Below are 25,986 nucleotides of genomic sequence, written 5' to 3'. Positions count from 1 at the left end.
TCAGTCTCCTTCCTGCTGTCGTCGGGGGTGGTGGCCGGAGCGGGCGCGCCGGTCCGCGCCGGTGAGCGACACGGACAGCTCCTGCACGCTGTGGTCGGAGAGCCCCTGCGGGTCGCGGAACCGGTAGCCGTGCACCGCCGCGCCCGGCGTGGTGAGCGCCCAGTCCAGGCGCCACCAGCGCATCCCGGGCCGCGCCTGCCACGACCGCGGCCAGAAGCGGCCGGTGACGGGCACCGCGTCCGTGCCGAGCCGCCGGACGCGTCGGGCGTCGCCGATGGCCGCCGTGGTGTTGAAGTCCCCGGCGATCAGCGCGGGATGGGGGCAGCCGGCGACGTCCCGGGCCAGTCCCTCGTACTCGCGCGCCCGGTCCCCGGCCCGCACCCGCACCGCGCGGTAGAACTCGGCGCCCAACGGGCTGATCAGCCGCAACTGCACCGGCACGTGCACGTTGAAGGTGCTCAGCACGCCCCGCCCGCCGGGCACCTCCAGGTCCACGCGCAGCGTGCGGCGCGCGGCGGTCTCCACCACGGCCGCCACCGGCAGCCGCGACATCGTGACCAGGCCCCGGGCGATGACGATCTCGTGGCCGGGGAACGACGCCCGCAGCCGCCGTTCGTCGTCGATCAGCCCGTACGTGCCGTCGAACCGGTCGTGGTGGTACTCCTGCAACAGGTACACGTCCGCGTCCAGCTCCCGCAGGAACGCGTAGAACGGGTCGGGATCGGTCGCCTGGCACCAGTGCTGCGTGTTCCACGCCACGACCCGCACCCCGCCGCCCCCGGGCGCGCCGCCCGCACGGCGCACCAGCGCACCCGGCACGAGCCCGCTCTGCCGCGCCCCGAGCAGCAGCGCCCCGCCCGCCACCGCGGCCGCCGCCGCGTCCCCCGCCGCCCAGGCCGGCGCCAGCAGGAGCAGCGGCACGACGACGAACAGCACCGGCGGCAGCAGCGAGGGCAGCAGCCAGAACCACCACCTGCCGGTCAGCGCCAGGTGCGCCACCAGGAACACCGCCCACGCGAGCGCCGCCCACAGGAGCGCGCCGCCGTTCACGCCACCGCCCGGGCGACGTCCGCGGTCTCCTGGAACAGCGCCTCGTACGCGTCCACGCAGGCGTCCGTCCCGTACCGCGCCCGCGCGTCCCGCGCCCCCAGCTCCCGCCGCTCGGGCGAGAACGCGGCCACCTCCGTCAGCGCGGCCGCGAGGGCCCGCGCGTCACCGGGCGGGAAAAGCCGACCGAACCCGGTCTCGGTGACCGGCACCCGCATCCCCGGCGCGTCGCTCGCCACCGACGGCACGCCCAGCATCATGGCCTCGGCCTGCGAGATGCCGAACGACTCCTCGGCCACCGACGGGAGCGCGAACGCGTCCAGCGACCCGTAGAACCCGGCCACCCGCGCGTCGTCGAGGAACCCGGTGAACCGGACGCGGGTGTCGCCGCCGGCCCGCTCCCGCAGCGCCTCCACCACGCTCCCGCCCGCGACCTTCGAGTAGTCGCCCGCGATCAGCAGCCGCGCCTCGGGGTCGTCGATCGTCCGGAAGGCGTCCACCAGGTGGTGCAGCCCCTTCTCCGGGGCGATCCGCCCCAGGAAGCCGAAGTGCGGGCCGGACGTCTCGCGGAACTCCGCCCGCGCCGGCTCGCGCGGGCGGCACGGCGGGGCGATGGCGAGCAGCCGCCGCTCGCGCATCAGGTGCCAGTGCCGCGAGTGCTCCGCGTGGTCCACGTTGTTCACGACGACCGCGGCCGAGCGGCGCAGCGCCGCGCCCACGGACGCGTCGACCACCTTGACCTGGAGCGGGGCGAGCGCCCCGCCCGCCAGCCACACGTCGTCGTGGTGGGTGGCGACCACCGGCGTGCGCCCGGCGAGACGGGCCACCGCCCCGGCCTCCAGCATCGGCAGGTGGACGTTGACCACCCGTGAGTCACGGGCCAGCCGGCCCGCCAGCGGGGCGAACCCGGGGCTGAGGACCCCGCGCCCGAACCGGGCTGCCACCGGCGCCCGGAACACCTCGACCCCGCCGACCGTCTCGCGCGCCGGGTGCGACGGGTCGTGCCGGGAGGCGACGACCGCGACCCGGCGGCCCCGCGCGGCCAGCCCCTCGGCGACCGTGCGGGCCACCTCGGTCAGGCCGCTGGTGTACGGGAGGTAGTAGGTGAGGGCGATCGTCACGTCGAAGCGGGGCGAGCGCGCGGGGCGCCTGGTCATGGTCGGTCCTTCTCGGTGGGCGGGCCGGAGCGCGCGGCGGCGGGCAGGGACAGGCGGAGGTCGATCAGCGCGTGGGTGGACAGTCCGGCGGGCGGTGCGTCGACGTCCTGGCGGTGCAGGTCGACCCCGGGCGAGACGAACGCCCAGTCGAGGCGCCACAGGGCCGGACCGCCGGCCGGGAACGTCGCGGGGTGCAGCGGACCCGCGAGGGCGGCGGCGTCGCGCAGGCCGTCGAACCAGCGGAGGTCCCCCGTACCGGGCAGTACGTTGAGGTCCCCGCCGAGGACCACCGGGTGCGGGTTCGCGTCCAGGTCCTCGCGCAGCGCCCGGAAGTGCAGCGCGCGCCGCTGCGCCAACTGCCGGACGGAGCGGTGGTAGGCGGCGGTGAGCGGATTGCGGTCGACGTTCAGAAGGTCCGGCAGGTGGGTGTTGTAGAGCGACAGCGTCCGGCCGTCCACGTCGACGTCGGTGCGCAGCACCCGTACGTTCCAGTAGTCGGCCCAGGAGGTGTCGGGCGGCGCGAGCCCGCCGGGCCGCAGCGCCCTGGTGGAGACGATGGGGTAGCGCGACAGGGTGAGGAACTCGCCCTCGGTGGCCACGTGGTAGCCGGGGAACGCGGCCCGCAGACGGGCGAGGTCGTCGACGGGCACGGGCTCGTCGCCGCGGGCGTTCTGGTACTCCTGCAGGAGGTACACGTCCGCGGCGCGGTCCTTGAGGTAGGCGTAGAAGGCGTCGCGGTCGTTGTCCTGGTCCCAGAAGAAGGTGTTCCAGCTGACCACCCGCAGCGCCCCCGCGGGCACGTCGCGCGCGCCGCGCAGCAGTGCCTGCGGGTACAGCCCCGTCTGCCAGGAGCCCAGGACCAGCGAAGCCAGGACCACCCCGACGGTCACCCGCCGCCCCCGCCGTCCCCGCCCGAGCAGGGCGGCGGGGACCAACAGGGCCAGGGGGACCAGCAGATGGGCGACGGGCGGGGTCAGCCCCAGGCCGTTCCACGCCCACCACCGGCCGCTGAGGCCCGCGCGGGCGGCCACGTACAGCGTCCACAGGACGGCGACGGCGAGCAGCAGCCGGCCGGGCCACGCCCGGGCCGCCTTCCGGTCGGGCGCGGGGGCCTCGGGGTCGAGGACGGCCGTCACGCGGCGGCCCGCACGGGGGCGAGGTGCTCACCCGGCTCGTACAGCCGACGGAAGCGCCGGGAGGCGAGCCACTGCAGGACGCCGACGCCCGCGCCCGCCCCGATGGCCGCGTTGACCACCGTGTGCACCAGCGCGAAGTACGCGGTGAACAGCGGGCCCCTGCGCCGCAGTACGAACCGGTACAGGGCCGTGTCCGCGAGCAGGGCGCACACCAGGAGGAAGGCCGGGAGCAGCAGCCAGTGCGGGGCGAGGAGCCCCAGCGGCAGCGCGAGCACGGCGAGCAGTGCCGCGACGCTCGCCCCGGCGCGCGGACCGGTGGCGATGCCGCCGGGCAGGTCGCCGCGGCGCACGTACAGCGGGATGTGCAGCCGCGTGCGGTGGAACACCTTGCGCAGTACCACCCGCCAGGTGTCGTCGTGGTCGTGGCGCCCGCGCACGGTCGTGGAGCTGTGCACCTCGTAGCTGCGGCAGATCCGCGCGGCGTAGTCGCCGTCCTCGGTGTGCCGCAACCGCGGGTTGAACGGGCCGACTTCGGCGAAGACCCGCGAGGGCATGGCGCAGATCGCGGTGTGCAGGGTGCCGATGCGCCCCTCGGTCTCCGCCAGCCAGTAGTACTGGTGCAGACAGCGGTACTCCTCGATCAGGCTGTCCCGGATGAGGGGTTCGGCGTCGTACGTCCCGCAGACCGCGCCGATCCGCTCGTCCGAGCCGAGCAGCGCGACCGCGTTGGCGACCGCGTCCGGTTCCATCGCGACGTCGGAGTCGACGAAGACGACGATCTCGCCGCGCGCGTGGGCGGCACCGGTGTTGCGGGTGATCGCGACACCGCTGTTGACCCCGGTGGAGATCACCCGCACCCCGCACGCCTCGGCGACGGCCACCGAGTCGTCGGTGGAGCAGTCGTCGACCAGCAGCACCTCCATGGGCGCGTAGGTCTGGGCGAGCGCGGCGCGCAGGCAGAGCTCCAGGGCCCGGCCGTAGTTGTAGTTGGGGATGACGACGGAGACGAACGGCTGCTTCGGGTTCATGGGGTCCGCACCTTCGAGCGGTCGGGGATCAGCGGGACGGGAGGGAGCGCCGCGGCGGCGCGGGCTCAGGCCGGCGGCGGGGCGAGGAGCAGGGCGAGGCACACCAGCACCGACCACAGCGCGGCGTTCACGAGCGTCACGCGGTCCCGGAACAGCACGTGCACCGGGTTCCCGCCGCCGTCCTCCACCAGGAGCAACTGCAGGTAGCGGGCCAGGCCGAACACCGCGCACGGCGCGGACAGCAGCGTGACGAACGACGCGCCGGCGGCGAACCCGGCGTCGTCGCGCAGGTAGAGGACGTACGACACGGCGGTCAGCACGGCCACCAGGACGACCAGGTGGTCCAGGAAGGGCAGCGTGTAGCCGCGCAGGGCGGGGCGGTGGGCCCGGCCCGCCGCCGTCATCTCGTGCCGCCGCTTGCCCAGCGTCAGCATCAGGCAGAGCGCGAAGACGCACAGCGCCAGCCACTCCGACACCCCGCCGCCGACCAGCAGCGCCCCCTGCACCAGGCGCAGGACGAACCCGGTAGCGACGATGAAGGCGTCCACCAGCGGTACGTGCTTGAGGCCCTGGCTGTACGCGATGCTCAGCGCCAGGTAGACGCCCGTGGGCCACCACCGCCAGGCGGGACCTGCCAGCGCCCACGCCACCAGCGCCGCGGCCAGCACCCCGGCCACGGCGACGGCCGCGGCGGGGGAGACCCGGCCCGAGGCGATCGGCCGGTGCCGCTTGACCGGGTGCAGTCGGTCCCGCTCCTTGTCGGCCAGGTCGTTGACCACGTACACGAGCGCGGAGGCGAGGACGAAGCCGAGCACGGCCCACCCGGCGAGGCCGAGGGAGGCAGGGTGCCAGGGCCGGGCGTCGAGCAGCGCCAGCGGCACCACGACCAGGTTCTTCACCCACTGGCCGGGCCGGACGAGGGACAGCAGGTCACGGGCGGGCCTGCGGCGCGCGGGTGCGGGTGACGGGGAAGTGGCAGGTGTGGGGGACGGAGCGGGGGCGGGTGCGGGTGCGGGCGGCGACGGTAGTGCGGGCACGGGCTGGACGGTCTGGACGGGTTGAACGGGTTGAACGGGGGGTTGCGGTGCTTCGGGCGGCGGGCTCACCACGCGTACGGGCGTGGGTGAGGACCGGGTGACGTCCACGGCAGGCCTCCCCGCTCTCAGAAGAAGACCTTGGCCAGGCCCAGTGCGCCCTGGCGCCACGGGTCCCGGCTGGTCCGTCCGGCTCCGGGGGCGGGTGCGCCGCCCCGCCGCTGGGTGCGCCACCACTCGTAGGTGCCGAGGATGGCGTCCTGGTTGGACAGCTGCGGACGGAAGCCGAGGCGTTCGCGGGCGCGGCTGATGTCCACGTACGAGTCGTCAAGGAGCTTGAACAGCAACCGGCCGTAGACGGGGGAGAGCCGGGTCCGCTCCAGCAGCCGCAGGACCGACAGCGCGGGCCCGGCGGGCAGCGGCACGACCCGCTTGCCGTGCCCCGCGGCGTCCAGGACCGCCTGGAAGTCCTCGCGCAGCGTCCCGAACTCGGCCGCGCCCAGGTTGTACACGTCGTTCGCCACCTCGGGCTCCGCGTGCAGGGCCAGCACCACAGCGTCCACCAGGTCCGCCATGCCGAACATCTGGATGCGCACGTCGCCGCGCCCCAGGACGGGGAAGTTCCGGCGCTCCTCCGCCCACTCGAAGAGCATCGAGAACAGTCCCATCCGCCCCGGCCCGAGGAACGTCTTCGGCCGCAGCACCGGCAGGCACGTCCCGCGCGCCCGGAACTCCTCGCACACCTCCTCCGCCTCGGCCTTGGCCCTGCTGTACGGGTCGACGGGCTCGCGCGGGTGCTCCTCCGGCGTGGGCACCCGCTTGGGCAGGCCGTACACGGCGGTCGAGGAGATGTGCACGACCCGCCCGACCCGGGCGCGCTCGGCGGCCGTCAGGACCGACCTGGTCCCGTCGACGGTGATCGAGCGGATCTGGTCCGCCGGGTAGCTCGGCAGGGCGGCCGCGCAGTGCACGAGCGCGTCCGCGCCGTCGAAGGCGCGGCCCAGCGCCGCGCCGTCCCGGACGTCCGCGACGACGTGCCGGGCACCGCGCGGCGGGTGCGGGTCCTCGCGGAGGTCGACGCCGACCACGTCGTGGCCGTCGGCGGCGAGCCGCGCCACCAGGTGCGAGCCGAGCATGCCGGCGGCGCCGGTCACGGCGATGGTCATGCCGCCCACCGGGACACCGCCTTGTCCTTGAAGAAGGAGACCAGGAGCCGGTTCATGCCCCGGGCCAGCGTCTTCTCGAACGCGTCGAGGAAGACCTCCACCTCTTCCCGCCCGGCGACCAGCGAGGGCGCCGCGACCAGTGGACTGCGCCCGTTGAGGGTGTAGTACATGTACACGCCGTGGTCCTGGTACATCGCGTTGACGACCGCGCAGGTGATGACCTTCGTCCGCAGCAGCGGGTCGCGGGCCAGGCCGCCGGGGGCCAGCTTCGCCGCGAGGTCCAGCATCCGGGGACCGCCGTCGAGGAAGACGCCCCACAGCGCCCCGGCGCCCCGCACGTCCGCGATGACGTCCGGGTACCGCTCGCGCAGCCGTCGCAGGCCCGGCGCGAGGACCTCCTCGATGGCGCGGGCCCGGGCCGGATAGTCGTCCTCCACCGCGATGTTGACCGCTTCGAGCGCGGTGGCGGTCTCCTCGCCGAAGCCGTAGTAGGTGGTGCTGGTGGACTGGAGCATCGCGTCGCCCAGGCTGTCGTACGCCTTGCGGAACACGGGTTCGCGCGCGACGAACGCGGAGATGGACGACTTGCCGCCGCCGAACGACTTCGACGTCGTCACCACGTCGGGGACGAGTCCCGGATGGCGCATGAAGTGGAACAGGCTGCCGGTCTTGCCCCAGCCCGTGTAGATCTCGTCGAAGATCAGCACGATGTCCTCGGCGGTGCACAACTCCCGCAGTCCGTAGAGGAACTCGGCCGAGCACTCGGTCATCGTCGACGCGGAGAACGGCTCGATGAGCAGTGCGTACACGTCGCAGCGCCCCCGGTCGTCCCGCGCCGCGGCCACCGCCTCGCGCACCGACTCCAGGTCGCCGTAGCGGAAGGACGACACCCCGGGTATGCCGGGGAAGGCGAAGCTGTTCTGCGCGCTCCCGGTCAGGCTGCCCGAGCCGAGCAGCTTGCCGTGGAAGCTGATGTCGGCGTGCAGGATCCGCTGCCTGCGCCCCTCGTGGTACTTGTACGCGAGCTTCACCGCGCCCTCGACCGCCTCGGCGCCCGAGTTGGGGAAGAACGACATGTTCAGGTCGGCGGGCAGCAGTTCGGCCAGGTTGTGGCCGAGCGCCGCGATGTAGGGCGAGAAGTAGGTCTTGTGGACCTCCATGCGGCGCCGCTCCTGGAAGCGGCGGCGCGCGGCGAGGATGCGCGGGTGGTTGTGGCCGTGGTTGAGGACGCCCACCCCGCCGGTGAAGTCCAGGATCCGGCGCCCGTCGCGGGTGTGGATCCAGGAGCCCTCGGCGTGGCTGACGAGCTCGCGGCCGAAGCCGAAGGACGTCATCAGCGAGACCTGGCTCTTGTTGACGTGCGCCTTGTACAGGTCCTGGACCTGGCGCGCGGACAGCTCCTCGCAGGCGTCGAGGGTGATCAGCGGGGTCGCGCCGGCGGGCAGGGGAGGCACGCCGGGCGACGGTCTCCCGGTCGCCGCGGTGGGCGTCGCCACCTCGGAGGACGGGGGAGTGACGTCGGTGGTCATGCTGTTCCTTCCTGGAACGCGGATCGGGGTACGGGTACGGGCAGGGGGCCGGCGGCACGCGCCCAGAGCAGTGCGGCGCCGGTGGCGCCGACTTCGCTGAGCACGCACACCAGGCGGCTGGCGACGACCGCCGCGGCGGCCGCGGGCAGGGGCATGACGGCGCTGAGCGGCCCCAGCAGGACGAGTTCGCGGGCGCCCCAGCCGTCGGGCAGGACGAAGGCGAGGCTCCCGGCGACGGTGGCGAGCGCGAAGCCGCCCACGCACACCGGCAGCGAGGCGAGCGGTGGGGCTCCGAGGAGCACGGCGAGCGCCCACAGGTGCAGGCCGGAGACGGCCCAGGAGGCGCAGGCCCAGCCGATGGACAGGCGCAGGGAGCGCGGCGAGGACGCGGCGGCCCCGGCCGGGCGCCGGACCAGCCGCATCGTCCAGGCCACCAGACGCCCGACCCAGCCGGGCCGGACGACGGCCGCCACCGCCACCAGGACGAGCGGTGCGAACACCCAGGCGTACGTGCCGAACACCGCGGGGGCGACGAGCAGTCCGGCGGCGGCGCCGGTGGCGGTGCCGATGACGAGGCCGAGCCCGAAGGCGGCGACCATCCGCTCCGGCGCGATGCCGACGGCCTTGCCGAGCTGGACGTGGGCGAGCACGCCCCAGATGCGGCCGGGCACGAACTTGCTGATCACGCCGATGAAGAAGATCCGAGCGGTGTCGCAGGCGCGGGCGGCGGACCCGCCGTCGACGACGAGCACCCGCCAGGACAGCATCGACAGCACGAGCCCCGCCGCGTTGGCGAGCAGCGCCGCGACGAGGAGCGCCGCGCCCCCGGGCCGGCCGGCCGCGCGCACGACCTCCGTACCCGCCCCGCGCAGCGAACCGCCGACGGCGAAGCAGGTGGCGGCGACGAGGGCGAGCGCCACCAGCAAGCGCAGGACGCGGGAGCGCCGCGAGCGCACCGGGGCGTCGCCGTCGTCGTGCGGCGTGGGGGTTGCCGTGGGGGTGGCTTCCGTACGAGCGGCTTCCGCACGGGAGGCTTCCACACGGGAGTCGAGGGCGTCCCCGTCGTCGTGCGGCGTGGCGCTCATCGCGCCGCCACGGTCGGCGTCCGGTCCCGGCGGCGGCGCACGCTGGGGCCGAAGCGGGGGTCCACCAGCCAGCGCACCGCGCCGGTCAGCGCCCCGGCGACCAGGGCCAGGTGGACCGCGAAGTGCAGGGCGGTGAACCGCGGGAGGAAGAACCACCCCTGCCGCCGCGCCACGAACCGGGACAGCTGTACGTCGGCGAGCGCGAACGCCACCGCGCAGGCGGCCGGGACGGCGAACAGCCACGGGGTCCAGAGCGCGAGCGGCAGCGTCACCGGCACCAGCGCGGCGGCCAGGACGCCGCGGGTGGGGTTCGCCCGGAGCCCGCCGCCGCGCCGCCGCTCGACCGCGGCGACGGGGACCAGTAGCTGGGACCGGCGGAACTGCTCGGCGAGCATCGGCAGCAGCCGGTCCACGTCGTCGTGGCGGCCGGTCACCCGCTCGCTGAGCCGGATCCGGTGGGTGGCGGCGAGCCGGTCGCTGTACTCCACGTCCTCCGAGTCCCGCAGGTTCTCGTCGAAGGGCCCGGTCGCCTCGAAGACGCGGCGCTCGATCGCGGCCAGCGCGAAGAACGCGGTGCCGACGAGTCCGGCGCTGCGGCGCCGCCAGAAGTGCGCGTGCAGGCAGTGGTACACCTCCACCGGGCCGTCGTCGAAGAGCGGTTCGGGGTCGAGCACGCCGTGCACGCAGCCCGTCTCAGGCTCGTCCGCCAGGAGCGCGACCGCATTCTCGACCGCGTCCGGGGCGAGCGCGGTGTCGGAGTCGAGGAAGAACAGCACCTCGCCCCGTGACGTGGCGACGCCGAGGTTGCGCGCGGCCGACACCCCGCCGTTGTCCGGCCGGGCCACCAGGACGCACGGGAACTCACGGGCGACGTCGCGGGAGCCGTCGGTGCTGGCGTCGTCCACGACCACCACGTCCAGCGGCGGCAGGCTCTGGGCGAAGACGGACGCGAGGCAGGCTCGCAGCGTCTTCTCGCTGTTGTAACTGGGCACGATCACGGACACGGTGGGGTGCTCCCGTGACATGGGGGTTCCGGTCCTTTCGGTTCGGGCGGCCGGTGGGCCTCCTGGAGGCCGAGGGCGGCGAGGTACCAGCCGCGGCATCCGGGGTGGGCGGCGAGGGCGGCGAGGAGGAAGTCGAGGGCGGACAGCTCGGCGTGACAGGAGTCGGAGTCCTCCATGTAGAGCACGGCGCGCACGGTCCGGCCGGGGTGCGGGGTGGCGTACAGGTGGACCGGTACCGGCTCGTCCGCGCGGGGCCGCCGCGCGCGCTCCGCCGCGCAGGAGGAGCGCAGCCGCCGGGCCAGTTCCCAGGCGGTCCAGGTGGCCGGCCCGGGGGGACCCGTCCGCTCCAGCAGGGCGGTCACCAGGTACACGGGGGGACGTTCCTTCCCTCGTGGGTCAGCCCCAGGAGAAACCGTTCAGACCGGTGGACACGAGGACGGTGAGCAGCACGGGAGCGAGGGCGCACACCAGCGGGAGTCCGCGGGCGGGGGTGCGGCGGGCTTGCATCCTGAGCTCCTTCGCAACAACAGCGTGTGAATGTCTGGGCACGGGACGAGCATGGCGTCGACCGGGGCCGGGGGACATGGGCCGGGGGTGGCCGGGACTGCGCGGCACCACGCTGCCAGCCTGTGCCACGCGTCAAATGCCGCTGTCACCTGGGCTGTTGCCCGATTGGCAGCCGAGGGCCAGGCAGCTAGCGGCCACGGGTGACACGGGGTGCGGTGGCATCAGGCGGTGGCGCCCGGTGTCCATCTCGATGTCCACACCACGGACTTGGTCTATACCTATGCGGTCGGCTCGCTCTACACTCGCGCCGGTGCCGGGGAGGTTGCCCGGCGTCAGCGTTCACGCACACTGCGACATCGGCGGGGGAGCCAGAGGTGTTTCAGGTACTGGGACTGGATACGCGTACGGAACTCGTCTACCGGCTCGTCCTGGAGGAGCCCGAGCTGCGGCTCGACGAGATCGTCACGCGCCTGGGCAGCGACGAGCGGGAGGTGCGCGCGGCGCTCGACCGGCTGGCGGACCTCTGCCTCCTGGACAGTCACGACACCCGCGCCCCCGGAGGGGGGCAGCCGGTCTTCCGGGCCCTCGACCCGGCCGCCAGCCTGCCCTTCCTGCTCTCCCGCAGGGAGGCCGAACTGGCGCGTCAGCAAAGGGGGTTGGAGGTCGCCAGGGACGCGGTCACCGCCCTGACCGCACGCCGCGGGCGCAGGGCGCGCCGCGGGTTCGACGTCATCAAGCGGCTCGAAGGGCTCGACGCCGTGCGCGAGCGCATGACCGAACTCGCCGAGCTCGCCAAGGAGGAGTGCCTCTCCCTGGTCCCCGGCGGCGCCCAGTCGCCCGACACGCTGGCCGCCAGCAAGCCCCTGGACCAGCACGCCCTGGAACGCGGCGTCCGCATCCGCTCGATCTACCAGGACAGCTTCCGCAACGACGCGGACACCCTGAAGTACGTCAACTGGCTGGGCGGACTCGGCGCGGAGAGCCGTACCCTGCCGACCCTGCCCCTGGTCATGGTGGTCATCGACCAGGAGGTGGCCCTGGTACCCCTCGACCCCGAGGACGGCAGGGCGGGCGCACTGGAACTGCGCAGCAAGGGCGCCGTCGCGGTGGCCCGCCAGCTCTTCGAGAAGCTCTGGGCCGACGCCACCCCGCTGGGCAGCGAACCGCCCAAGGACAGCGACGGCCTCACCCCCCAGGAGACGGAGTTGCTCGCCCTCCTGGCCCAGGGCCACACCGACGCGACGGCGGCCCGCCGCCTGGGCGTATCGCTGCGCACGGTACGCCGCATGAACGCGGACCTGACGGCCCGCATGGACGCCCGCAGCCGCTTCCAGGCGGGCGCGGAGGCGGCGCGGCGGGGCTGGATCTGACGGTGGGTGCCCGGTCGCTGCCGGGCACCCGTGCGGACCCGGTGCCGCGCACCTCAGGCCCTCGACCGGACAGGTCCTACTTCATCCGCGCGTCCGCCTCCGCGAACAGCGGGCCGAACGTCCGCGACGTCAGGCGTCCCAGGGCCGTGGCCGAGCCGCTGCTGACCCCGCCCTGGGAGACCACGCCGACCAGGGACGTGCGTCCCGCCGTGTCGGTGCGGAACACCGGGCCGCCGCTGTTGCCCGGTGTGGCCAGGCAGTTGCGGGTCTCCATCTGCGGCCCGTCCGCGAAGGAGAGCGTGGCGCGCGCGGTGCAGTGGAACTGGCGGGACGCCCCGTACTTGCGGCCCGGGTAGCCGCGTACGTCCAGGCCGTCGAGCGCCGGCTCGTCGGCGTCGGTGAGCCGGGCGTCGACGGAGCCGGCCGCGTCCTGGAGGTGCTGCCCCCGCTCGTTCGGCGCGGTGCCGATGACCGCCACGTCGTAGCGCTGGCTCTCGGTCATCGGGTCGGCGGCCCAGTTCTCGGGCACCCACGCCTGGACTCCGGGGAACGCCCCCACCGGTCCGGTCGGCGCCTGGTCCTGCCGGTAGGCGGGGACGAACAGGAAGTTGCCGTGCGCGTAGGCGAAGGCCGTGCCGGGCGGGGCGATCCGGGTGGAGACGCAGTGCGCGGCGGTCAGCACCAGGCTGCGGCTGCCGGAGGTGACCACGGCCGCGCTGCACGAGGACGTGGTCTTCTGCAGCGGCTTGTAGAAGTACAGCTTGCCGGTGACCCTGGACTCGGCGTCCTGGTACGGGGTGGCCACGGGCGCGAAGCCCTGCCGGTCGCCGCCCGGGGTGAGCAGCAGGTCCGAGGGGACCTCGGGCTCCCCGTCGACGGGGTTGCGGCCCGCCGCGTCGGTCTCGGCGATCCGCTCCGGGGTCCAGAAGTCCCGTACGGCCTGCGGATCCTGACGGGGCGTGGCGCCCCAGCCCTGTCCGTCGGCGACGGAGACGTACTCCGGCTCGGGGTCGGCTTCGGCCGCGCCCGCGGGGGCGGTGCCGAAGGCGACCCCGGCGAGTGCGGCGGCCACGACGGCGATGCGGGCCGCGCGGGGTGTGGGGGTGCGTGCGTTCACGGTGCGGTGTCCTGTCGGCAAGGTGTTCAGGAGGAGGCGGCGACGCCGGTCACGGCGGTGATCCACGCGACGGTGTCCGCGCGCGTGAGGTCGACGCCGACCCACGGGTGGGCGCCGTACTGGTCGCCGGTGCCGGTCGGGCCGCCCCCGCCGCGCACGGACGCGACCTGCGTCCACCGGCCGTCGCGCTTGACGACGACCGGGCCGCCGGAGTCCATGGACGCGGCGGACTGGCCGCCGGGGTTGTCCAGGCAGACGGAGTAGCCCGGGTACTTCGCCACGACCTCGTTGCCCGCGCAGTCCGGCTCCGGCCGGTAGCTCACGTCGAGCTGCCGCAGCCGCACGGCGGGTTCGGTCGCGCCGATCGCCGTCATGCCCCAGCCCAGTACGCGGGGCCGTTCCGTGACGTCCTTGGCGGTGGTCAGCCGCACCGGGCGGGCGCTCGCGGGGGCGGGGTCCTTCAGCTTGAGCAGCGTCACGTCGTCGGCCCGGCCCTCGGCGCCGCCGCCGTAGCGGGGCGCGTAGTCGGGGTGGTCGACGGCTTCCTCGACCTCGATGAGGGTGCCGCCGGACGTCTGGTCCAGGGAACCGACGCGTACCTGGGCGCCGGCGACGATGCCGCAGTGCGCGGCGGTCAGCACCCAGCGGTCGGAGATGAGCGAGCCACCGCAGTAGTGGTGGCCGTACTGCTGGACGGAGACGGCGAACGGGTGCTCGCCCTCCTGCGCCTCCTGGCCGCCCACGATGGCCTGCGCGGGCGTCGCGGTGGCGAGCAGCACCGTGCTCGTGGCGGCGGCGAACAGCGCGGTGGCAGTGGTCAGTTGCCGCCGGGCGGTCCGGAAGGAGGAGAGGAACGGGGACGTCTTGAGCGTCATGAGTGTGAACAGGCCCTTGGTTCGGTCGTACGGAGACGTGCCGAAGGGACGGCCGGACTCACGGCCCGAAATCCCCCCGGACATCGGACGACGGCCCCCCACCGGCGAACCAAAGGTATCAGCAGGTCCAGACCATTTATTCCACAGGTGCAGCCCGTTCATGCTGGTGAAACAGAGGCCGCGTGATCACGGGCCGCGACCTCAGGCCGGGCGCGACTGGCGCGCGGACTCGAGCACCGAGGCCAGGAAACGACGGACCGTCGCCAGCTCGTCCGTGTCGAACTCCTCGGCCACCGAGACGAGTTCGCCGATGACCACCCCGAAGAAGGCCCATCCCAGGCCCCTGGCCTTGTCCTCGACGCCGAGCAAGACGCGTCGCCGGTCGGCCGTGTCCCTGGAGCGCCGGACCAGACCGAGACGTTCCAGCCGGTCCAGAAGGGCCGTGGTTCCGGCGGAGTTGAGGCGGAGTCGCTCGCCGAGCCGACCCGGAGTCGTAGGCGTACCGGCCCGTTCCGCGTCCAGCAGGTGGATCAACGCCCGCACGTCCGTGGGGTGCAGACCGTTGCGCCGGGCGAACTCCGCGCCGAGCAGGTCGAATTCGACGGTCACCGCGCGCAGCAGGTGAACCAGCTCGATTCCCGAGCCCTGTTCGTCCACGTCCACTCCTCCTCCTCGTCCTGCTCCCACTCCTGCGCCCCTTCCCCTTCTGTATTCTCTCGCCCAACGAGATTATCGTTGAGCGAGAGGAATGCCCGTGCCGCAGTCCGCGCAGACCGCCTTCGACCTTGCTTACGACGAACTCCGCGCGCGCTGGCCGGAGTCCACCAAGGACCTGGACGTCCCCACCCCGTACGGTCCCACCCGTGTCCACGCGTATGGCCCCGTGGACGGGACCCCGCTCGTGCTGCTTCCCGGCGGCTCCGCCACGGGGCTGGTCTGGTACGCCAACGCGCGGGCCCTCGGAGCGCACCACCGGATGTACGCCGTCGACCTGCTGGGGGACGCCGGCCGCACCGAACGCCGGGGCCGCCCCCTCAGGAGTGCCGCCGACCTGACCGCCTGGCTCGACGCGCTCCTCGACGGACTCGGGCTCGCCGGCGCGCACGTGTGCGGACACTCCTACGGCGCCTGGCTGGCCACCGCGTACGCCGTGCACGCCCCGCAACGCGTCGACCGGCTCGCGCTGGTGGACCCCACGCAGGTCTTCACCGGTTTCCGCCCCGGCTACCTGCTGCGCGCGCTGCCCACCCTGATCCGCCCGGACGAAGCGCGAGCCCGGGCCTTCCTCGCCTGGGAGACGTCGGGCGTCCCGCTCGACGAGGGCTGGATGCGCCTGTACGCGTCGGCGAGTGCGGTTCCCGGCCGAAAGGTCATCGCGGGCGGACGCCCCGGCGCCGCCGGCCTCCGCATGCCCGTCCTGGCGCTCTTCGCGGGGCGCAGCCGCGCCCACCACGTCGGCAGGGCGGTGGCGCGGGCCCGGCGGGTGCTGCCGCACGCGGAAGTGGCGGTGATCGACCCGGCCACCCACCACTCCCTGCCCCACGCCGCCCCGGAGCAGCTCAACGACAGGCTGGTGGACTTCCTGGTCAGGTCATAGGGGTCCCCCGGGGCCGGTCGAGGTCCCCCGGCCGGTGGCGGCGTCACCGCGTCCACCGGCGCGGGGGCGTCGGCCTACCGGGCGGCGAGGTCGATGACAACCTTCCCCCGTACGTGCCGTCCGGCCTGGAGCTCGGCCGCGCGGCGGACCTGCTCGATCGGGAAGCTGTCCGCGATGGGCACGCGCAGTCGGCCCGCCGCGACCAGGCGCGCGATCTCCTCCAGGGCGCCGGGGGCCGCGGTCGCCCCGTTGGCCGCCGTCACGCCGTCGATCTGGGTGGCGATGGTGCAGATGCGGCTGTCCGGGACGCCCAGTTCCCTCGCGACGTGCACGGTCTCCACCCCGTGCAGGTCGATGGCGGCGGTGATGCCGAGGGGGGCGAGCTCGCGGACGCGATCGGCCAGGCCGTCGCCGTACGCGACCGGTTCGGCCCCGAGGCCGCGCAGGTAGTCGGCCGACGTCGCCGATCCCGTTCCGATCACGCGGGCACCCGAGATCCGGGCCAGTTGGACGGCGAACACCCCGACCCCGCCCCCGGCGCCGCCGATCAGCACGGTGTCGTCGGGGCCGGGTGCGACCGCGGCGAGGGCGGCGGATGCCGTGCGGCCGGCGATCGTGAGGGTGGCGGCGGTGCGGTCGTCGACGCCGTCGGGCGTGTGGTGCACCTCGTTCGCCGCGGTCGCCCCGCTCGCGTCGACGACCACGAAGTCGGCGACCGCGCGGGACAGGGCGCCCCCGAAAACCCGGTCGCCGGGTGCGAAGCCGCTCACGCCGTCACCGGCCTGGTCGACCACGCCCGCGTAGTCGGTCCCGAACCCGACCGGCAGGGCCAGGCCGAAGCGGGCGGCGGTGTCCGCGTCGCCGGTCATGATCCAGTCCATCGGGTTGAGGCCGGCCGCGGCGACCCGGACCCGCACCTGTCCGGGACCGGCCTGCGGCACGGGGACCTCGCGGACGTCCAGCGTCTCCGGGCCGCCGAACGCGTCCAGTAGGACCGCCCTGCTGCCGCCCGTGTGCGATTCCTGCATGAGCGCCTGCCTCCTCGGTGCGGGGGTGTACACGTAAACGGACTATGCTCCGGTTACATGAACGACCGTAACATAACCGGAGCGCGCTCCGCTTCCGAGGCGGGGGGCGACCGCACGCCACGAGCGGATGCCGCCCGCAACCGCGAACAGCTGCTCGCGGTGGCCACGCGCGTCTTCACGTCAGCCGACACCGAACCGTCGATGCGCGCGATCGCCCGCGACGCCGGAGTCGGCATCGCCACGCTCTACCGGCACTTCCCGTCCCGCGAGTCCCTGGTCGACGCGGTCTACCAGGACCAGGTCGCGCGGCTGACGACCGGCGCCCGCGAACTCCTCGGCGAACTGCCCCCCGCCGCGGCGATGCGGCGGTGGATGGACCTGTTCGGGGACTGGATCGCCACCAAGAACGGCATGCTCGACACCCTGCTCGCGATGATCGAATCGGGTGAGATCACCCATGCGCGGACGCGGGCCGAACTGCTCACGGCCATCACCACGATCCTCGACGCGGGCAGCGAGGCGGGCGTCCTGCGCTCCGACGTCACGGCGGACGACATCGCCGCCTCGCTCATCGGCATCTTCACGGTGTTCCCCCCGCCCGGCCACGAGGCCAGGGCGAGCCGCCTGCTCGACCTCCTCATGGACGGCCTCAGGCCCGCGTCCAAGGGGTAGTGGGGAACGGCGGAACGCCGGGAGCGGTGAGGGGTTGAGCGTACGGTTTCGGATGAGGCCGAATCACGTCGACCTCACCCGGCGGAGCCCCGGCCCCCAGGCGCCGATGCGCACGATCAGTGCCGCGGGCCCGCTTCGCGCGGCTGCTCAGTGGGCCATGGTGGCCGACAGGGCGACGACCCCGGCGGGTGTGGCGACGTAGAGGCGTCCCGAATGAGCCGACGCGGTGAAGCTCTCCGGTGGGACGTGCTTCCAGCGTGAGGCGCCGCTCACGGCGTCCACGGCCCATACGAGCGGATGCTGGGCCCGGCCGGCACCGGCGTCGATGTAGCTCATGTCGTCGAACTCCCTGCGTACGAACTGCCCGACGAGGACGTACGCCACGGAGCCGTCGACCAGGACGGCGGGCTGGTCGCCGAGGTTCTCCGTCGAGTCGATCGGTACCGAGACGGACGAACTCCACTTCTGCTTGCCTGACTTGGGGTGGAGGGCCTGAAGGGTGAGGACGGCGATCCGCTGGCCCGAGCCGGTCGTCTCCTCGGTGTGGTGGGCGACGTACACGAGCGAGCCGTCCGTGCTGGCAGCCGGAGTGCTGAACCCGTCGTAGCTGCCGGAAGGCCGTTCGTTGGTCCACAGGCGGTCGCCGGAGGCGGGATCGAGGCCGATGAGAGACGTGGAGGCGTAGACGAGGACGTCGCCGGCGGCGCACGCACAGGGCTGATCACTCACGTCGCCGAGCGCCTCGGGCACCGTCACCTTCCAGGCCGGCACGTAGCCGTGCGCGGTGTCGAACGCCTGGAGCTGGGCCTCCTGACCCGATCCGCGCGTGGACGCGAGGTGGAACACCCGGTCGCCGGAGGCCGGGACGACCAGGGTGCTCGAACCGTCGGCCTCGGGGTTCTTCTTCTCGTACACGGCCTCGACAGCCCGGGCCCGCTGTCGTGAGGCGATGTCGACCACCCAGACCACGGGGCGCGGACGTCGCGCGGTCGTGGTGCCGGTGGCGTAGAGCATCCCGTTCCTGGGCCCGGACACCGAGTCGACGTAGCACTCGGAATCCGTGAGCTTCACCGACCAGGACTGCGTACCGTGGGCCAGATCGACGGCGACGATCTGGGTCGGCACGTTCTTCACGCCGTTGTCGTCCGCCAGTCCGGAGGCACCGAAGTAGAAGACTCCCTGATGAACTGCTCCCGCACGTATCCCGTCCGCCCGGATCACCGGGAACTTGGGCAGGGGCAGCTCCCAGGCAGTGCGGCCGGCCGCGTCCACGTTCCACAGGACGGTGTGGTTCTCGATGCCGACGGACTCGGAGCCCATGCAGACCACGCCGTCGGAGTGCGCGGTGACCGAGGTGAGGTTCAGCGGGCCGCTGCCCTGCCAGAGCGGCACGGCGGCCGTGACCTCGGCGAGCGGCGTGGGAGGTTTCGCGGTGTCCTTCGCCTCGCCGGTCAGCCGGGTCGCGGCGAGCACGCCGCCACCGGCGAGCACGAGAGCGCCTCCGGCCAGGCCGAGGACCTTGCGACGGCTGGGCCTGTCCCTGTCCGGAGCGCTGGAATCACCGGAGGGCGCCATGTTCCGTGCGGCCGTGACGGTGGACAGGTCCTGCAAGGCCAAAGGGGCCCTGGGGGCGGGCCGTTCGAGGGCCGTGGGAGAGGGGGCGTCCGGTCTCCGCCAGGTCGACGGAGCCAGCATCGCCACGAGCCGTTCGACGTCAGGGCGGTCGGCCGGGGCCTTCGCGAGGCATGCCTCGATGGTGTCGCGCAGGGGACCCGACAGCCCGCCGAGGTCGGGTTCCTCGTTGACGATCCGGTGAACGATCGCCGGGATCGTCTCCGCGTCGAAGGGCCCCCTGCCCGTGGTGGCGAAGGCCAGCACGGCGCCGAGCGAGAACACGTCGCTCGCCGCGTCGGTCCGTTCCGCTCGCACCTGCTCGGGCGACATGAACGCGAAAGTCCCGATCACGACGCCCGCCGAGGTCAGCGAACTCGCGCCCACCGGGCGGGCGATGCCGAAGTCGATGATCCGCGGACCGTCGTCGGACATGATGACGTTGCTCGGCTTGACGTCCCGGTGCACGATCCCGCAGGCGTGGATGGCCGCCAGCCCTTCGGCGAGCCCCGCTCCCAGGGCGCCGACCTCGTCGGTGCCGAGCGGGCCGTCGCTCATGACCACGGCGTGCAGCGAGCGCCCTGGGATGTAGGCGGTGGCCAGCCAGGGCGATTCCGCCTCCGGGTCGGAATCGATGACCTGCGCGGTGTGGAACCCGCCGACCTGACGTGCGGCCTCGAGCTCCCGGGCGAACCGGGCGCGGAACCGCGCGTCGGCGGCGTACGTCGGCCGGATCACCTTGACCGCCACGCGCCGCCCGCCGGGGGAGCGCCCCAGGAAGACCTCGCCCATGCCGCCGGCACCGAGCCGTCCTTCCAGGCGGTACGGACCGATTCGGTCGGGGTCGGCCGGGAGCAGCGCGTCCATCTGCGGTTCCTTCGGGCGGAGTCGGCGTAGCCGGTGGTCTCGTGGTTGCTCATGCTCAGTCAAGTGCAGTGTGTCAGAGAGGTAGTTGGCGGCCGTACGGCGAGGCGCCGAACCTGGCCGGTGCCACCGGGCTGCCCGGCGGGGCCGAGAAGCCGCCACCAGCGGACATCCGCGTCCCACGCGCCCGGCCCCGCCCCCACGCACTCGGCCCCGCCCGCCCGGTCCGAGACCGGGCGGGCAGGGCCGTTGGCCGTGCTGGTGGATGGGGTGGGGCGGGGCTACTTCTTCTTGTCGTGGTCGTCCTTGATGCAGATCCGTACGGGCTTGCCCGCGACGGTCAGGGTCCCGATGGTCTGGTACGGCGTCAGGATGTGGCAGCCGGGCGCGAGCCGGGGAGCGCAGGTCCAGGTGCCGTCGGCCTTGACGGTGGTACGGCAGATGACGTTGCCGAACTTGTCCTTCACGGCGATCTTGGCGCCGGGCTCGCCCTTGCCGCGGAGCGTGCCGGTCGGCCCGACGGGGCCGCCGTGGTCGATGCTGGGGGTCCTGCCCCGGCAGGGGGCGGTGACGTTGACGGAGACCTTGTCACGGGTCACGGCGGCGCCGGGGGCCTTCTGCTCGGCGCTCAGGACGTTCTTGCCGCAGGGCAGGGGCTTGGTGGGGGTGCAGCCCCAGGTGCCGTCCTGCGCGACCGTGGCGGTGCAGACGGTGTTGCCGTCCTTGTCCTTGACCGTCACCGTGCTGCCCGGGGTGCCGGTGCCGCGGACGGGGCCGGTGCCGGGGAAGTTGCTGCCATTCTTGGGCCCGGTGATGTCGACGGGCTTGGTGCACGGCTGGGTGACGCTGATCGTCATCTGGGACGTCGAGGTGTAGCCGTCGGTGGTCGTCTGCTTGGCGTTGACCTCGTTGTCGCCGCAGGGCAGCGGCGCGGACGGGGTGCACGACCAGGTGCCGTCGGGGCGCACCGTGGTGGAGCAGATCGGGTTGCCGTTCTTGTCGGTCAGCTCCACGGTGGCGCCGGGCTCGCCGGTGCCGGTCAGCGGCCCGGTGCCCGGTGTGCCACCGGCCGGCGGGTCGATGGCCACGTCCTTGGCGCACGGGTCGGTGACGTTCACCTTGCGCTTGACGGTCTCGGTGGTGCCGTCCGGCTTGGTCTGGACGACGTCGAGTTCGTTCGGGCCGCAGGGCAGCTTCTTGGTGACCGTGCACGTCCACGAACCGTCGGCGGCGACGGTGGTGGAGCACAGCTCGTTGCCGTCCTTGTCCTTGATGACGATCTGGGAGCCGGGGGTGCCGGTGCCGGTCACGGGACCGTTCTCGCCCGGCAGGTCGCCGCCCTCCTGCGGGCCGGTGACGGCCAGCGGCAGGTTGTAGCGGATGGTCACCTGGCCGGGGGAGTAGGTGGTGCCGTCGTAGGCCGGGCCGCCGCCGCCGACCGTGGTCGTGGCGTTGCTGACCCCGGGGCCACCGGTGTAGCCCGAACCGCCGCCACCGCCGGAGTCGCTGTTCTGCGTACCGGAGTTCTCCTGGCAGGTGCCGCCGCCACCGCCGTACCAGCCGCCGCCTCCACCGCCACCGGCGTCCGCGCCGGCGGGACCGAAGCCGCCGTTGCCACCCCGGAACTTCGCCCCGGCCGTCGGCGCGGTGGCACACGCGTTGGCGGGAGTGGTGGCCGCCGCGCCGCCCTGGGACTGGGTGCCGCCGCCCGCCCCCGTGCCCCCGTTGGCGGAGGCGGGGGCGTCGGCGCCGCTGGTGCCGCCGCCCTCCGCGCCGCCCCTGCCGCCCAGGGCCCGGCCGCCGCCACCGCCCGCGATCAGGATCGGGGTGCCGGTGAGCGACGCCCCGGTCCACAGGGCGCTCATGCCGCCGCCGGTGACGCCGTTGTACCGGGTGCCGGTGCCGCCGAAGCCGCCACCGCCGTAGCTGCTGGCCCGGGCCTCGCCTCCGGCCTCACCCACCATCACGGTCACGTTCTGGCCCGGGCTGACGGCCACGTCGCCCACGGTCCGCCCGCCCGCCTCGGAGCTGCCCGCACCCCGCAGCGTGGCGTTGATGCTCGTGACCCCGGCCGGGACGGTGAACGTCTGGTCGCCGCTCGCCTCGAAGTCGTACTGCTTGCACAGCGCGAAGCCGTTCGCCGGCGCACAGTCGGTGACGGCACGCGCGAGGGCGCCGGCGGCCGGAGCCGTCCGGGCCGCGACCGCGGAGCCGCCGGGCAGCGCGACCGCTGCCGGGGCGGCGCCCACGAGCAGGCCCAGGGAGGAAGCGACCAGCGTCAGACCGGCGCCGCCGGCGACCACGCCCCGCAGGGACCGCGCCGCCCTGGTCCCGCGGACTGGGCGGTCACCTCCGGGCGACGGCTGGGGTCTGTGAACCGAGAACTGCATCCGAACTCCTCGCGATGTGACCTCCGGCGCGAAAAGGAGCCGGAGTGGGGGGAATGCGCGCATTCATTCACGCCGCCACGCAGTGCACGTGCTCGCTCAGAGAGACAGTCCGAGGTGAATTTCGCTCGTTGGAGTCGGCCCGCTGACCAGCCTGGCCGAATATCCCTATTCCCGTCCGGCGGGCCCGACCGGCAGGTCAGCGGTCCAGCGCGGCTCGATGCGGGCACCGCCGAAACCGTCCGCGACCAGTACGTCCTCCATGAAACCGGGCTCGTCGGACGTGGCGGAGCTCCTCATCTTGGTACCCGGCTTCGTGCCCCACACATAGACCCGGCTCCCGTACCCGATCGTCTTCCACAGTCGGGCGGCATCCTTGACATAAAGATTTACGCACCCACCGGAACCCGATGTGAAAAGGTCCTTATAAGTGCCGTGAAAAGCCTGGCCGCCGGAGAAGAACTGCGCGTACGGCATGGGCGCCCCGTCGTAGAGCGTGGAAAAGAACGTCCGATGCCGGGAGTACACCCGGTGCCAGCCGCGCCTCGTCTCCAGCCCGTTGCGCCCACTGCGCATCGGCACCGGTCCGAAGACCACCTTCGCGCCGCGCTGCACCCACAGGATCTGCCGTCCCAGATCGACGCACGTGACACTGGTGCGGCGCACAGGACACCGTTTGCGTGCGTTGGGATTCCGCCGTGCCTCGTCCACGAGCAGCAGCCGGTACGTCTTCAGCGTGGCCTTGCCGTCAGCGGGCCGGACCCCCAGACGGCGCTGCAGCTTGCGGATCGCCGCGCAGTCCGTGGCCGACTGCACCCCGTCGTTCCTCAGACCCAGCTTGATCTCCAGCTGTCCCTGGTACGGACCGGTCGGCGCCGCGCACCGGACCGGCACCGGACCCGCCGGCCCGGCCGCGGCAGCGGGCAGCGCGCTCCCCAGCACACAGGCCAGCGCGGTCATCACGGGCAGCCAGGCACGACCCACAGCAGCTCTCCATTCCTGGCATGACCTCACGAAGACGGACCACGGGTTACGGGCAGGAAGCCCTCCGGCCCATCCTCGGCACCCCCGTCGGCACCCCGCAGAACGAGGTGCGCCCTTCAGGTGACGTGGGCAGGGCAGGGCAGGCCGCGGAGCCTCCGGTCCCGTCCGGGGGTCCGGGGAGCTCTCCGCGCTCACCGTCGGAGGACCTCCGACCACGGCTCGTGAACGTGTGCGCATGGCGGCACGGTCGTCAGTTCGCTCCCACGGGGAGATCGTCCGCGTACAGCTTGCCTGTCCAGGTCCTGCCCTTGTCAGTGAACGAGGCCGTCACTGCGTCGACCCGGTCGGGGTGCTCCTCACAGACGGGGTTCGTCAGCGTCCACGTACCGCCGTGGAAGCGCTCGGTCTTCCATGTCAGGGAAGGCACCGGGCTCGAGGTGAAGGTCACGTCCTCCAGGTAGGACTCGCTCTCCGGGAACTCGCGGGCCTGCGTCTGGCCCTTCATGCCGCCGTATGCGGGCAGGGTGATCAGAGCAGCGATGACGGGGATCTTCTCGTCGCCGAGGTAGCCGCCCCACTGCCCGCCGACACCGGTGGCGAAGGATTCCCAGTTGGCAACGGTCCCTCCGCAGACGGGAGCGGCGTGCGCGGTAGCCGCACCCAAGGGGACCGTCAGTCCGGCGGTGAGCACGGGCGCGGAAATCAGTGCGGCAAACCGTCGCTTGAGCATTCTTCGCCTTGTCTGTGTCTACGTGATGTCCGGGTGCCCCTCGGCGGGCACGCGCCGCGGTCGGCCATACGGTTGATCTGGCCCGGCGGGCGATCCGGGAGGGACCTCTCTGCGGGTGTAGCGCGTCAGCGACGGTTGACGAGCCCAAGCTCGCGCACGGTGACCTGGTTGGCCCCCGGGTTTCCCCCGGGTGGCCGGTGGTACCGCCCTTCCAAGGATTTCGCGCAGTCCGCCGTGCCTTACGGCAATGCGAGGAGCCGGAGGCAATCCGCGCGCACGCGGGCGACGAATGACCCATACGGAGCGCGAGGGATCGCCGGGTCCGGCTGGGGGCGTGCTGATGGGACGAGCGGTGCCGTGGGCGCCACAGAGGGCTGTGCCGTGGCCCGAGGGCGCGAGGTCCGCCCCGGCACGCCGACACCTACGGATGGGATGTGCCCGGCATGACGTGTGACGAGTCCGTGCCGGTGTGCCAGGTCGTCTGCGGCGTCGACGCGTCAGCCTTCGTCGTCCGCCTGTGCGACGGCCTCCCCGGCCCGGCTCCGGGGACCCCTGGAGAGCACGGGGTGGACGCGGCGGGTCAGCTGCTGCGCGCCGTCGAGCAGGGCCGCGCGTCCGGCAAGCGGCTGATCGTGGATCTGGCGGGCCTGACGGTCCTGACCCGCGACCTCCTCAACGTCCTGCTCGTTCCGATCCGGCGCGGCGGCCAACTGCCCTGGCTTGCCGGGCCCCTGAGCACACAGGCGCTGCGTCGCCTGCGGGTGACCGGGACCTACCCCCTCTTCGAGGTCTTCCCCACCCTGGCCGCGGCGCTGCGCCGCGCCACGGTCTGAACGCCCGGCCCGTACGAGACGGCCCGCGCGCATTCTCCGTACGAGAGCCCGCGCCCGTCAGCCCGTACGAGACCGCCCGCGCGCGTCGACCAGAGCCCCTCAGTCGGTGGCGAGCAGGCCCCGTCGCAGGTGCTTGATCGTGCGGGTGAGCAGGCGGGAGACCTGCATCTGGGAGACGCCGAGGCGCTGGCCGATCTCGGCCTGGGTGAGCTCGTCGGCGAACCGCCACTGGATGATCTGCCGGTCGCGCTCGTCGAGTTGGGCGAGCAGCGGGGCGAGGGTGTGGAAGTCCTCGACGAGTTCGAGGTTGTGGTCGTCGACGCCGATGAAGGCGGCGAGGGCCGCTTCGCCTTCGTGGCTGGTGTTGAGGGTGGCGTCCAGGGAGTGGGAGTTGTAGCCGTTGGAGGCGAGCTGGGCTTCGCGGACCTCGTCCTCGGACAGGCTCATCAGCTTGGCGAGCTCGGCGGTGGTGGGGGCGCGGTCGAGGCGGGTGCGGAGTTCCTCGGTGGCCTTGGCGAGTTCGACGCGGGCTTCCTGCAGGCGCCGGGGGACGTGGACGGCCCAGGTGGTGTCGCGGAAGAACCGCTTGATCTCACCGATGATGTAGGGGACGGCGAAGGAGGTGAACTCGACTTCGCGGGTGAGGTCGAAGCGGTCGATGGCCTTGATCAGGCCGATCATGCCGACCTGGACGATGTCGTCCATCTGGTCACCGCGGCCTGCCCGGAAGCGGCCGGCGGCGTAGCGGACCAGGGACATGTTCATCTCGATGAGGGTGTTGCGCGCGTACGCGTACTCGGGCGTGCCCTCCTCCAGCGCCGTGAGGCGGTCGAGGAAGAGCCGGGACAGTTCGCGGGCGTCCTTCGCCGCCACCTTGGAGGGTTCGTCGACCCGGGGCAGTTCCTTGGTCCGCGTGCCGTCCGTGGTCGCGTTCATGAGTGCCATCGCGAATCCCTCCCCGAAGCCCGAAGGCCGCCGTTCGCTTCACCCCCGTGGCGCCAACGTAGCCGCTGGCAGCGGCCCGTCTACCCACGGACACCGCCCCTACACACACATCCACGCGAACGTGTCACGGGCGAAGGCGAGAGCGAATGGGGCAAGGGGGTGAGGGCGCGTGGGAGTACGAGCGGTCGGGCGCTCTTCTCACGGCTTCCGCGGGCCCGGACGTCTCCGGCTCTCGAATGCGCACCGCACCGCTCGAACGAAAGTCCCCACTCGCTCCCGG

23 protein-coding genes are annotated in these 25,986 nt (G+C 73.2%); 4 read left to right on the top strand and 19 right to left on the bottom strand.

The window, feature by feature from the left end; all coding sequences use genetic code 11:
- The 10 genes from ABT160_RS07900 to ABT160_RS07855 all read right to left on the bottom strand — a co-directional run bounded on the left by ABT160_RS07900 (position 1) and on the right by ABT160_RS07855 (position 10,557).
- Entirely contained in the window at positions 1 to 1,050 is a 1,050-nt protein-coding gene (locus tag ABT160_RS07900) for an endonuclease/exonuclease/phosphatase family protein (RefSeq protein ID WP_351644952.1), read from the bottom strand.
- The gene (locus ABT160_RS07895) at positions 1,047 to 2,204 is read right to left on the bottom strand and encodes a glycosyltransferase family 4 protein (RefSeq protein ID WP_351644949.1); all 1,158 of its coding nucleotides are present in this window, start codon (positions 2,202 to 2,204) and stop codon (positions 1,047 to 1,049) included. Before ABT160_RS07895 ends, ABT160_RS07900 begins: the two co-directional genes overlap by 4 nt.
- Positions 2,201 to 3,340, bottom strand: a complete 1,140-nt coding sequence (locus ABT160_RS07890) for an endonuclease/exonuclease/phosphatase family protein (RefSeq protein ID WP_351644946.1) — start codon at positions 3,338 to 3,340, stop codon at positions 2,201 to 2,203. The genes ABT160_RS07895 and ABT160_RS07890 overlap by 4 nt, the downstream gene beginning before the upstream one ends.
- Positions 3,337 to 4,368: a glycosyltransferase family 2 protein gene (locus tag ABT160_RS07885; RefSeq protein ID WP_351644942.1), complete on the bottom strand. Its 1,032-nt coding sequence runs from the start codon at positions 4,366 to 4,368 to the stop codon at positions 3,337 to 3,339. The genes ABT160_RS07890 and ABT160_RS07885 overlap by 4 nt, the downstream gene beginning before the upstream one ends.
- Positions 4,369 to 4,433: 65 nt before the next feature.
- Positions 4,434 to 5,405, bottom strand: a complete 972-nt coding sequence (locus tag ABT160_RS07880; protein ID WP_502984179.1) for a UbiA prenyltransferase family protein — start codon at positions 5,403 to 5,405, stop codon at positions 4,434 to 4,436.
- A 125-nt stretch (positions 5,406 to 5,530) separates the two neighbouring features.
- Positions 5,531 to 6,577 (bottom strand): NAD-dependent epimerase/dehydratase family protein, encoded by a 1,047-nt coding sequence (locus ABT160_RS07875; RefSeq protein WP_351644937.1) that lies wholly within the window; start codon positions 6,575 to 6,577, stop codon positions 5,531 to 5,533.
- Positions 6,565 to 8,097, bottom strand: a complete 1,533-nt coding sequence (locus ABT160_RS07870; protein WP_502984178.1) for an aspartate aminotransferase family protein — start codon at positions 8,095 to 8,097, stop codon at positions 6,565 to 6,567. The genes ABT160_RS07875 and ABT160_RS07870 overlap by 13 nt, the downstream gene beginning before the upstream one ends.
- The gene (locus ABT160_RS07865; RefSeq protein WP_351644935.1) at positions 8,094 to 9,182 is read right to left on the bottom strand and encodes a lysylphosphatidylglycerol synthase domain-containing protein; all 1,089 of its coding nucleotides are present in this window, start codon (positions 9,180 to 9,182) and stop codon (positions 8,094 to 8,096) included. Before ABT160_RS07865 ends, ABT160_RS07870 begins: the two co-directional genes overlap by 4 nt.
- The gene (locus ABT160_RS07860) at positions 9,179 to 10,207 is read right to left on the bottom strand and encodes a glycosyltransferase family 2 protein (RefSeq protein WP_351644932.1); all 1,029 of its coding nucleotides are present in this window, start codon (positions 10,205 to 10,207) and stop codon (positions 9,179 to 9,181) included. Before ABT160_RS07860 ends, ABT160_RS07865 begins: the two co-directional genes overlap by 4 nt.
- Positions 10,177 to 10,557, bottom strand: coding sequence for a hypothetical protein (locus ABT160_RS07855; protein ID WP_351644930.1), 381 nt, complete (start codon positions 10,555 to 10,557; stop codon positions 10,177 to 10,179). Before ABT160_RS07855 ends, ABT160_RS07860 begins: the two co-directional genes overlap by 31 nt.
- 510 nt (positions 10,558 to 11,067) lie before the next feature.
- Between ABT160_RS07855 and ABT160_RS07850 the strand changes: the two genes are divergently transcribed.
- Complete coding sequence (locus tag ABT160_RS07850) at positions 11,068 to 12,063, top strand: helix-turn-helix transcriptional regulator (protein WP_351644928.1); 996 nt, start codon at positions 11,068 to 11,070, stop codon at positions 12,061 to 12,063.
- A gap of 76 nt (positions 12,064 to 12,139) precedes the next feature.
- Here the strand turns inward: ABT160_RS07850 and ABT160_RS07845 are convergent, their stop codons facing one another.
- The 3 genes from ABT160_RS07845 to ABT160_RS07835 form a co-directional block, all read right to left on the bottom strand.
- Positions 12,140 to 13,180: a trypsin-like serine peptidase gene (locus ABT160_RS07845; RefSeq protein ID WP_351644925.1), complete on the bottom strand. Its 1,041-nt coding sequence runs from the start codon at positions 13,178 to 13,180 to the stop codon at positions 12,140 to 12,142.
- Positions 13,181 to 13,206: 26 nt separating this feature from the next.
- Positions 13,207 to 14,055 (bottom strand): S1 family peptidase, encoded by an 849-nt coding sequence (locus tag ABT160_RS07840; RefSeq protein ID WP_351644922.1) that lies wholly within the window; start codon positions 14,053 to 14,055, stop codon positions 13,207 to 13,209.
- A 201-nt stretch (positions 14,056 to 14,256) separates the two neighbouring features.
- A complete protein-coding gene (locus tag ABT160_RS07835; protein WP_351645066.1) occupies positions 14,257 to 14,712 on the bottom strand; it encodes a MarR family winged helix-turn-helix transcriptional regulator in 456 nt (151 codons plus the stop codon).
- A 91-nt stretch (positions 14,713 to 14,803) separates the two neighbouring features.
- Between ABT160_RS07835 and ABT160_RS07830 the strand changes: the two genes are divergently transcribed.
- Positions 14,804 to 15,652 carry an alpha/beta fold hydrolase gene (locus ABT160_RS07830; RefSeq protein ID WP_502984177.1) on the top strand — a complete coding sequence of 283 codons (849 nt, stop codon included), beginning with the start codon at positions 14,804 to 14,806 and terminating at the stop codon, positions 15,650 to 15,652.
- A 74-nt stretch (positions 15,653 to 15,726) separates the two neighbouring features.
- Here ABT160_RS07830 and ABT160_RS07825 read toward each other — a convergent pair whose 3' ends face one another.
- Complete coding sequence (locus ABT160_RS07825) at positions 15,727 to 16,680, bottom strand: NADP-dependent oxidoreductase (RefSeq protein ID WP_351644917.1); 954 nt, start codon at positions 16,678 to 16,680, stop codon at positions 15,727 to 15,729.
- A 57-nt stretch (positions 16,681 to 16,737) separates the two neighbouring features.
- Between ABT160_RS07825 and ABT160_RS07820 the strand changes: the two genes are divergently transcribed.
- On the top strand, positions 16,738 to 17,352 hold the full coding sequence (locus tag ABT160_RS07820) for a TetR/AcrR family transcriptional regulator (RefSeq protein WP_351644915.1): 615 nt from the start codon (positions 16,738 to 16,740) through the stop codon (positions 17,350 to 17,352).
- Positions 17,353 to 17,499: 147 nt separating this feature from the next.
- On the opposite strand, the gene ABT160_RS07815 is transcribed toward ABT160_RS07820, so the two are convergent.
- The 4 genes from ABT160_RS07815 to ABT160_RS07800 form a co-directional block, all read right to left on the bottom strand.
- Complete coding sequence (locus ABT160_RS07815) at positions 17,500 to 19,830, bottom strand: serine/threonine-protein kinase (RefSeq protein WP_351644912.1); 2,331 nt, start codon at positions 19,828 to 19,830, stop codon at positions 17,500 to 17,502.
- Positions 19,831 to 20,108: 278 nt separating this feature from the next.
- Positions 20,109 to 22,130, bottom strand: a complete 2,022-nt coding sequence (locus tag ABT160_RS07810) for an Ig-like domain-containing protein (protein WP_351644909.1) — start codon at positions 22,128 to 22,130, stop codon at positions 20,109 to 20,111.
- A gap of 252 nt (positions 22,131 to 22,382) precedes the next feature.
- Entirely contained in the window at positions 22,383 to 23,198 is an 816-nt protein-coding gene (locus tag ABT160_RS07805; protein WP_351644906.1) for a L,D-transpeptidase, read from the bottom strand.
- A gap of 250 nt (positions 23,199 to 23,448) precedes the next feature.
- Positions 23,449 to 23,928 (bottom strand): hypothetical protein, encoded by a 480-nt coding sequence (locus tag ABT160_RS07800; RefSeq protein WP_351644904.1) that lies wholly within the window; start codon positions 23,926 to 23,928, stop codon positions 23,449 to 23,451.
- Positions 23,929 to 24,371: 443 nt separating this feature from the next.
- On the opposite strand from ABT160_RS07800, the gene ABT160_RS07795 reads away from it, so the two are divergent.
- Positions 24,372 to 24,761, top strand: a complete 390-nt coding sequence (locus tag ABT160_RS07795) for a hypothetical protein (protein WP_351644901.1) — start codon at positions 24,372 to 24,374, stop codon at positions 24,759 to 24,761.
- 99 nt (positions 24,762 to 24,860) lie between these two features.
- Here the strand turns inward: ABT160_RS07795 and ABT160_RS07790 are convergent, their stop codons facing one another.
- Positions 24,861 to 25,706 (bottom strand): RNA polymerase sigma factor SigF, encoded by an 846-nt coding sequence (locus ABT160_RS07790; RefSeq protein WP_351644898.1) that lies wholly within the window; start codon positions 25,704 to 25,706, stop codon positions 24,861 to 24,863.
- Positions 25,707 to 25,986 lie beyond the last annotated feature (280 nt).

The sequence above is a fragment of the Streptomyces sp. NPDC001941 genome (genome assembly GCF_040296945.1).
GTDB lineage: Bacteria > Actinomycetota > Actinomycetes > Streptomycetales > Streptomycetaceae > Streptomyces.
The sequence above is the reverse complement of the archived record's forward strand: the minus strand, read 5'-3'. Positions and strand labels throughout refer to the sequence as shown.

Coding starts and splice junctions, on each gene's coding strand:
- ABT160_RS07865 (WP_351644935.1), bottom strand. CDS start 9,182: ATGAGCGCCACGCCGCACGACGACGGGGACGCCCTCGACTCCCGTGTG.
- ABT160_RS07825 (WP_351644917.1), bottom strand. CDS start 16,680: ATGCAGGAATCGCACACGGGCGGCAGCAGGGCGGTCCTACTGGACGCG.
- ABT160_RS07885 (WP_351644942.1), bottom strand. CDS start 4,368: ATGAACCCGAAGCAGCCGTTCGTCTCCGTCGTCATCCCCAACTACAAC.
- ABT160_RS07830 (WP_502984177.1), top strand. CDS start 14,804: ATGCCCGTGCCGCAGTCCGCGCAGACCGCCTTCGACCTTGCTTACGAC.
- ABT160_RS07840 (WP_351644922.1), bottom strand. CDS start 14,055: ATGACGCTCAAGACGTCCCCGTTCCTCTCCTCCTTCCGGACCGCCCGG.
- ABT160_RS07800 (WP_351644904.1), bottom strand. CDS start 23,928: ATGCTCAAGCGACGGTTTGCCGCACTGATTTCCGCGCCCGTGCTCACC.
- ABT160_RS07860 (WP_351644932.1), bottom strand. CDS start 10,207: ATGTCACGGGAGCACCCCACCGTGTCCGTGATCGTGCCCAGTTACAAC.
- ABT160_RS07815 (WP_351644912.1), bottom strand. CDS start 19,830: ATGGACGCGCTGCTCCCGGCCGACCCCGACCGAATCGGTCCGTACCGC.
- ABT160_RS07795 (WP_351644901.1), top strand. CDS start 24,372: ATGACGTGTGACGAGTCCGTGCCGGTGTGCCAGGTCGTCTGCGGCGTC.
- ABT160_RS07895 (WP_351644949.1), bottom strand. CDS start 2,204: ATGACCAGGCGCCCCGCGCGCTCGCCCCGCTTCGACGTGACGATCGCC.
- ABT160_RS07790 (WP_351644898.1), bottom strand. CDS start 25,706: ATGGCACTCATGAACGCGACCACGGACGGCACGCGGACCAAGGAACTG.
- ABT160_RS07870 (WP_502984178.1), bottom strand. CDS start 8,097: ATGACCACCGACGTCACTCCCCCGTCCTCCGAGGTGGCGACGCCCACC.
- ABT160_RS07820 (WP_351644915.1), top strand. CDS start 16,738: ATGAACGACCGTAACATAACCGGAGCGCGCTCCGCTTCCGAGGCGGGG.